This is a genomic window from Prosthecobacter sp. (genome assembly GCF_049294395.1).
In the GTDB taxonomy this organism is placed as follows: domain Bacteria; phylum Verrucomicrobiota; class Verrucomicrobiia; order Verrucomicrobiales; family Verrucomicrobiaceae; genus Prosthecobacter.
In genome coordinates this window covers 1-7,187 of the sequence record NZ_JBAQCR010000079.1, presented here as the reverse complement: position 1 = coordinate 7,187, position 7,187 = coordinate 1, and the positions used below count along the sequence as shown (strand labels likewise).

Genomic DNA, 7,187 nt, shown 5'->3' with positions numbered 1-7,187 from the left:
GTGCAGATCACCGAGACGCGGTGGCTGGCGGATCCGCAGCGGCTGCTGTGCGTGATCGCTGAAGGGCAGCGCTACATGGCGGGGCCGGTCACGGTGACGGTGACGGGGGCGGAGTCGGTGCCGGCGGCACAGATCATCGCCAGACTGACCACGAAGGAGAAGAAAGCGGCGGATGATTCCACCAAGAAGGACAAGCCGGAGGAGCAGAAGACGCCGACCACTCTGGTGGATGTGTCAGAGACGTATGCACCGGGCCTTTCCATCAAGACGAAGGGAAGCGAGGTCGCGGACGCCGACTCGAAGGAGATCGCATGGGAGATTGGCAAGCCTGCCGCGTTGGATGCACGCCGTCCCGTTGATCTGCAGGCCATGGTGGTCAAGCAGCTTGCCAAGGTGGGGCGGATGCAGGCGAAGGTGGAGGTCAAAACCGTGCTGGATGACAGTGCGCATACCGCTGCCCTGCACGTGGATATTCTTTCGGAAGGACCGGCGGCGGTGCTGGCGGGGATCACCTGCACGGGGCTGAAGCGCGACTCCGAGGCGGCGCTGCTGAAGTACCTGGGGCTGGAGAAAGGCCGGCCGTTTTTGTCCGGGCAGGTGAAGGAGATCGAGGACCGGCTGCTGAGCAGCGCCCGCTACACCTCCTACAAGGTCACGACCACTCCGCGCCAGACGGACCACCCGGAGATGGACCTGAAGCTGGAGCTGGTGGAAATGCCCGAGGCCCCCAAGCTGGGCGAGCCGCTGAATGCCACGTGTGAAACCCTGCTGAAGGCGCGGGACTGGTGCAATGAGCTGATGCGCAGCGGCAGCGAGGATCTGGTGGTGACGCTGTCCTTCCAATCCAAGAAGGAGCCCAGCGGAGAGATGGTCATCATCTACAATTCGCAGCGCGGACTGCAGGTGACGCTGACGGTCCTTGACGATGCAGAGGGCCGGAAAAATCCGCGCCGCTACACGCTGCGATACACTCCGGGGGAAGTGACCGCCTGCTTTTCGGCGCATGACGGCGCAGTCAGGCAGTGGCTGCGGCAGCCGCTGGGAAGGACCTTGAAGACGAGTCTGTTTGTGAGGATCGAGACGGATGAACCGAAGGACAACCGCACGACCGGCAAGGTCAACTTTGGCGGAGCATGGGGGACGAAGGAGGGAAACGGGCTGCTGGACTTCGAACTGACGATGAAGCCAGCGGCTGCGCTGCTGAACAGCCTGAAGTACGCGGATGAGTGGGAGCACAAGGACGGCGTGCTGGTGATGAAAACGGAAACGGCGGACGGCCAGGGAAAGTACGGCGCCGTGATCGACGAGGCGACGGGGCGGCTGCGTGAGCTCGGGAACGGCAAGGGAATTTGGAACAAGGATCACACGGAACATTCCCGGTGCAGCATCACCACGGCCAAAGGGGCATGGGACAAGGCCACGCAGGAGCTTGAGGCGCAGACCGCCGGCGTGGCGAACAGCTATGAGAATGAAGAGGGCTTTGCCTCCTGGGCGGGCTGGCTGACGGCGGGCTTTCTGAACGCGGGCTTTGGCAAGACGGCTGCGCTGACGCCGGAGGAGGTGGCGCGGCGCACGGCCGCAGCACGGGATCTCGGGCGCGGGCTGGACATTTCGATGACGCAGCTTTCCAGCGCCTTCACGGGCACAGAAGATGCCCGATTTCACGTGCCGGACGCACCTGACAAGCCGCGCACGACGAGGACCAGCACCACGATGATTGCGCAGATCGGCCTGGCGATCGTGGACAGCGTGGTGAGCGAGGGGAGCTGGCCGTGGCTGCTGGCGCGGGAGGTGTACTACAGCACGGCGGGGCGGAATGAATACACCGGCCGCATTTTGCAGCAGGTGCGGCAGGACCCGGAGCTGGGGCCCGTGGGCTGCTACTTCGCGGCCTCGCTGCTGGACTGGACGCTGCCTGCCTCGGCGGGTGAGTTCCGCGAACTGGCGCTGAGCAAGATGACGGCGGCAGACTTCCGCAAGGACTGGGGCCTGCTGGTGCAGAACTGCAGTGTGCGCAAGCGCACGGCCATGGCAGAGCTGCTGGAGAAGGTGCGCGCGGGCGGGCAGAGCCCGGAGACTGATCTGCTGCGCGAGGTGTTTGGCGGTGCGGAGGCTGGCACGAAGATCGGCTTCAACTCGATGATGGAGTCTTTTTTGCAGGAGCTGCGCCGCGAGCCGGACCGCACGCTGGCCACTGCCACGACGGCGGCGATGGACAGGATGTGGGATGAAACGCTCTCCGGCTTGCTGCGCGAAAAGCTGACGCCGAAGGGCGGTGATGGCAAGGCGGTGGATGCAGCGCGGGTGGCCGCGATGGTGGGTGGCACGGAGGTGATCCGCAAGGAGGTGGAAGTGGCGCTGGAGCTGTTCCGCAAAAATGCGGCCGAAGCCAAGTCAGGGGCCACGGAGGCGGAACTGGAGGAGGCGGCGCTCAAGAGCCAAATCGAGGTGGCGCTGCTGCATGCGGCCTTCAAGGCCATGGGCAACAACGTCACCACCGAGCAGATGGACGAGGACGTGCGCCAGTTCGTGGCCCGCAGTTTCAAAGGCAGCCAGCCGCGCTTTTTGATGCAGCTGGCCAAGGACGGGTACACGCTGGAGGAATATCGCGCGATACGCGAAAAGAACCTCGTTGCGCCACTCATGAAGCAGAGGATCCGAGGCATGGCTCCTGCGCCGACGGAGGAGGAGATCGCCCGGCAGATGGAGAAGAACAACGCGCCACCGGAGCGGCAGGTGAAGCTGCACACGCTCTCCATCCTGAAACAATCCGGCGGCCAGAGCGAGGCGCAGCAGCGCAAGCTGGCGGATGACGTGCATGCGAAGCTCAAGGAGGGGCAGGACTTTGCAGCCCTGGCCAAAAAACATTCCGCCGACAGCCGCGCCGCAGATGGTGGCGCGATGGACTGGATGAACGCCATCGCGCTCAGCCCGGCGATCTCCGGGCCGCTCACTGGCATGGAGCCCGGAGGAATCAGCGGGGTGGTGGACATCGGCAGTGCGTGGATCATCGTCAAACTCGATGCAGAGCGCATGCTGAGCAAGACGGCGGAGGAACGGCGGCAGGAGGCCACGGCAATGCTGAAGCAGCAGAAGGCGGCCGAGTTTTACGATGCCTGGCTGAACAATGTGCGGGGGAAGATCAAGGTGCAGATCCTGCCGATGCCTGAGGCCAAGGGTGGGAAGTGAGGAGGAAGCGGCGATTTTCCTCCGGGTGGAAAGGCCAAGCGGAGACATGGGGACGGAGCGTGCTATTGAGAACCGCACATCAGGGGGGGATTCTTCATCAGCACTTCAAAAATCGACAATCATTGCTCATCAATCGTCAATCGCGCACATCCAGAACATTCTGACGCCGGAGGATTGATGATTGTCGAGCAATCGATTTTTGATTTTCGAAGTTTCAGACATTCGCGTGTCACTTCACGATGTCAGGCTCGATAAAACAAGCCATGGGCCGGGCATGTGCGCCACATGTCACCAAAAGGTTCTTGCGCTGGCGTACTATTTGGTTATTTAGCCAAATAACCAATTGATACCAATGCCTGCAAGCAAGACAGTTTCCAGCAAACGAGCCGCCGTGATCAAGGCGCTGGCGCATCCGTCGCGCCTGCTGATCGCGGAGGCGCTGATGGATGGGGAGATGTGCGTGTGCGACCTGAAGGACCTGGTGGGCGCGGACATGTCCACCGTATCCAAGCACCTGAGCATGATGCGCCAGGCCGGGGTGCTGGTGTCTGACAAGCGCGGGCTGAACATTTATTATCGCCTGGCCTGCGACTGCCTGGGGGATTTCCTGCGCTGCCTGGACCAGCTGGCGCCGAAGAAGGCCACCACCAAACCCTGCTGCTAACTGCTTTTTCCTACCATGAACATCACCGAATTTCTCTCCCACCTGAACGCGCATGCGGACAAGCCGCTGCTGTTTGTACTGCCGGATGGCGGCACGATCCCCGCGCACTATCACGTCACGGAAGTGGGCCATGTGATGAAGAACTTCATCGACTGCGGAGGCACAAGGCGCACGCTGGAGACCTGCCTGCTGCAGACGTGGGTGCATGATGATGTGGACCACCGGCTGCTCTCGGGCAAGCTGGCGGCGATCTTTGACCGCGCGGACGATGTGCTGCCGCACCACAATCTGCCGGTGGAGATTGAATATGAGGACGGCGTGGTGGCGCAGTTTCCGGTGGAGAGCGCGGAGGTCATCGATGGCGCGCTGGCGTTTCATCTGGGGCTGAAGCACACAGACTGCCTGGCGCGCGGGATCTGCCTGCCGGGTGAGTGTGCGCCTGCGCCGAAAATTGAGGCGGCGGCTTCCTGCTGCACGCCGGGGTCCAAATGCTGCTGAAAGACTGCCATGAAAAAACTCCTCGCTGAATTCCTCGGCACGTTCACGCTCGTCTTTGCGGGCACGGGGGCCATCGTCATCAATGCCGCGAGCCACGGGGCCATCGGGCATGCGGGCATTGCGCTGACCTTTGGGCTGGTGGTGCTGGCGATGATTTATACTTATGGTGATGTGAGCGGCGCGCATTTGAACCCTGCGGTGACGCTGGCGTTTGCGGTGGCGCGGCGCTTTGCGTGGCGGGAGGTGCCGGGTTATCTGGCTGCGCAGATCAGCGGTGCGCTGGGTGCCAGCCTGCTGCTGCGGGCGCTGTATCCGCAGGATGCCACGCTGGGAGCGACGCTGCCGGCGGGATCTGAGATGCAGAGCTTTGTGCTGGAGCTGGTGCTGACGGCGATGCTGATGCTGACGATTTTGAGCGTGTCCACCGGGGCCAAGGAAAAGGGCATCACGGCAGGGATTGCGATCGGTGGTGTCATTGCGCTGGAGGCGATGTTTGCGGGTCCGGCCTGCGGAGCCTCGATGAATCCGGCGCGGTCGCTGGCGCCTGCGCTGGTCTCCGGGCACCTGGAGCATCTGTGGCTGTATCTCGCCGCGCCGGTGCTCGGTGCGCTGCTGGCGGTGCCGCTGTGCATGGGCGTGCGTGACAGCGGCTGCTGCGGTGGCCGGTGCGCGCCCGATGCCAAATGATTTTTCCTTTTTTAAACACTTTATCCTACCCCCATGAAACACCCCACCATTCTCATTCTCTGTACGGGCAACTCCTGCCGATCCCACCTTGCTGAAGGCATCCTGCGCCGCGCGCTGGGCGAAGGCTACACCGTGGCCAGCGCGGGCTCGAAGCCTGCGGGCTATGTGCATCCTCTTGGCATCAAGGCGATGGCGGAGATCGGCATCGACATTTCGGGGCATCATTCGAAGCATCTGAATGAGTTCCTCAACCAGGACATCGAAACGGTGATCACGGTGTGCGGCAATGCGGACCAGGCCTGCCCGATGTTTCCCGGCCAGGTGAACCGCCACCACTGGGGCTTTGATGATCCTGCGCATGCCACGGGCACGGAGGAGGAGCAGATGGAGGTCTTCCGCCGGGTGCGCGATGAGATCCGTGCGGTGTTTGAGTCCTATGCATCTGGCCGGCAGAACCAGGCGGCGCTGGCGAAGACGGTGCCTGCGCTGGCTGCCCAGGCGTACAGCGACGGGCATCAGGATGAGAACAAGAAGAAGTGAACAGGAGGCTGCAGCCATGAATTTTTTGAGACTTTGCGGAACTGAAGGAGTGAGGAGGCACGAGGCACGTGCCGCCTCCGTTCGTGCTTGTGGATACCACATTATGGTATTTGTAATGCTTGCCGCTGGCACGGTGTTTGGAACGCCGACGGGGTTGAACAACATTCCCACAGCGGACACGGTGCCGCACCGGACGGTGGCGGTGCAGTACTTCAGCAGCTTCGGCGGGGCGAACCAGTTCGCCACGAGCGGGCCGGGCAAGACCTCGGGCTGGGCGGGGTTTAAGACGGGGTGGGATTTCAAGCCGCTGCATGTGGAGTGGGGTCTGGACAGCGCACTGGGGACGGGCTACTCGGGGCCGCTGGTGTTTCAGACGAAGGCGCGGATTCAGCCGTGGGAGGACGGGATGTTGGCGCTGGGTGTGGCCGGTGTGGCGCTGACGGACACGCGACGTGCGGGCGATCCTTTTACTTACGCGATGCTGTGGCATGATTTTCATCTGCTGCGTGTGCATGCGGGCTACGGTTTGCAGACGCATGGGGACAGCTGTCTTTTCGGCGTGGACCGGACGTGGAAGGTCTTTGAGCGGAGTTTGAATCTGAACGCGGACCTGGTGCAGTCGCGCGATCAGCACGGGATCATCACGGCGATTGGGGCGAAGTATGACCTGAGCCGGCACATCGTGCTGGAAACCTGGGCGAACTTTCCGGACCGGGACCGTGTGAGCGTGATCGCGAAGATCAACTTTGTATTCACGTTTTAGGCACCCGTTCCTTTCAGCCTTTTCCATAGCTGAGCTCAGGATTGAGCTATCTCCCCACTCCACATCCATCTACTTCGTCCTGGAGTGTGGCAGCGTTGAATGTCGTTTTCGAGAGTTTCGTTGCGAGGGTGGACTGCTGTGAAAGGTGGGCGGTATATTTTGTCAAGTATTTGCACACTGACCCCCTTTTGAGGTTGTGGCGGTGACGCGGTTATGAGCGGACACATCGTGCTGGTAACGTGGGCGAAGTTTCTGGATCGGGGCCGGGGGAGCGTGATCGCGAAGGTCAACTTTGTGTTCACGTTCCAGGAACGGCGCAACCGAGTCACTGCGGTGTCTGGGGCGGCGGAGAGGCAAAGCGAGCGCGTGCGGGAGCGGCCGAGGTGGAGGGTGAAGGCTCTGACACCGGCGGCGGCGCAAACTGGCGGGAGGCGACCACTGCGGTGTATGGAGCAGGGCCGGGCTTGGTCCCTGGCAGAGGAACCGAAGGTATGACGAGCGTTTTGTTCGCAGACTTTCCAGCAGGTTTTGCGGCAGCCATACGGCTGGTTTCAGCGGCGGAGACTTGAGCGAGGTAGTTCGAATCGTAAGTGAGCATGGCGGCTTCCGAACCGAGCACCACGTCCACCTGACATTCCTTGCGGCTGCTGGAGAGATGAAAGGACTTCAGGTGCATGCCACTCTGAGCGGGCAGGTCTTTGCGCAGGATGATGCGTTCGTTGGTCTTGGTGTTGACGACGACGATGGTGGGATTGTCCGCCGCGCCGTAGTGGGCTCCGATGGCGAGATCTCTGGCAAAGGAATCCTGGGCGGCGATGGGCGCGACGGTTTTCAGGGTGAATGGAT

General features: G+C 62.2%; 6 protein-coding genes and 1 pseudogene. 6 read left to right on the top strand and 1 reads right to left on the bottom strand.

Annotated elements, in window-relative coordinates:
* The 6 genes from WAW39_RS05430 to WAW39_RS05405 all read left to right on the top strand — a co-directional run.
* Nucleotides 1-3,189 (top strand): peptidylprolyl isomerase (locus WAW39_RS05430; protein ID WP_422316568.1); only part of this gene is annotated, 3,189 nt, incomplete at its 5' end.
* Between the two features lie 391 nt (nt 3,190-3,580).
* Entirely contained in the window at nt 3,581-3,853 is a 273-nt protein-coding gene (locus WAW39_RS05425) for an ArsR/SmtB family transcription factor (protein WP_422316566.1), read from the top strand.
* 15 nt (nt 3,854-3,868) lie between these two features.
* On the top strand, nt 3,869-4,351 hold the full coding sequence (locus WAW39_RS05420; RefSeq protein WP_422316564.1) for a DUF6428 family protein: 483 nt from the start codon (nt 3,869-3,871) through the stop codon (nt 4,349-4,351).
* Nucleotides 4,352-4,360: 9 nt separating this feature from the next.
* Nucleotides 4,361-5,038: an MIP/aquaporin family protein gene (locus tag WAW39_RS05415; RefSeq protein WP_422316562.1), complete on the top strand. Its 678-nt coding sequence runs from the start codon at nt 4,361-4,363 to the stop codon at nt 5,036-5,038.
* A 33-nt stretch (nt 5,039-5,071) separates the two neighbouring features.
* Complete coding sequence (locus WAW39_RS05410; protein ID WP_422316560.1) at nt 5,072-5,578, top strand: arsenate reductase ArsC; 507 nt, start codon at nt 5,072-5,074, stop codon at nt 5,576-5,578.
* A gap of 115 nt (nt 5,579-5,693) precedes the next feature.
* Nucleotides 5,694-6,341 (top strand): hypothetical protein, encoded by a 648-nt coding sequence (locus WAW39_RS05405; RefSeq protein ID WP_422316558.1) that lies wholly within the window; start codon nt 5,694-5,696, stop codon nt 6,339-6,341.
* 325 nt (nt 6,342-6,666) lie between these two features.
* On the opposite strand, the pseudogene WAW39_RS05400 reads toward WAW39_RS05405, so the two are convergent.
* Nucleotides 6,667-7,187: pseudogene (locus WAW39_RS05400) on the bottom strand (hypothetical protein); the annotation flags it as partial.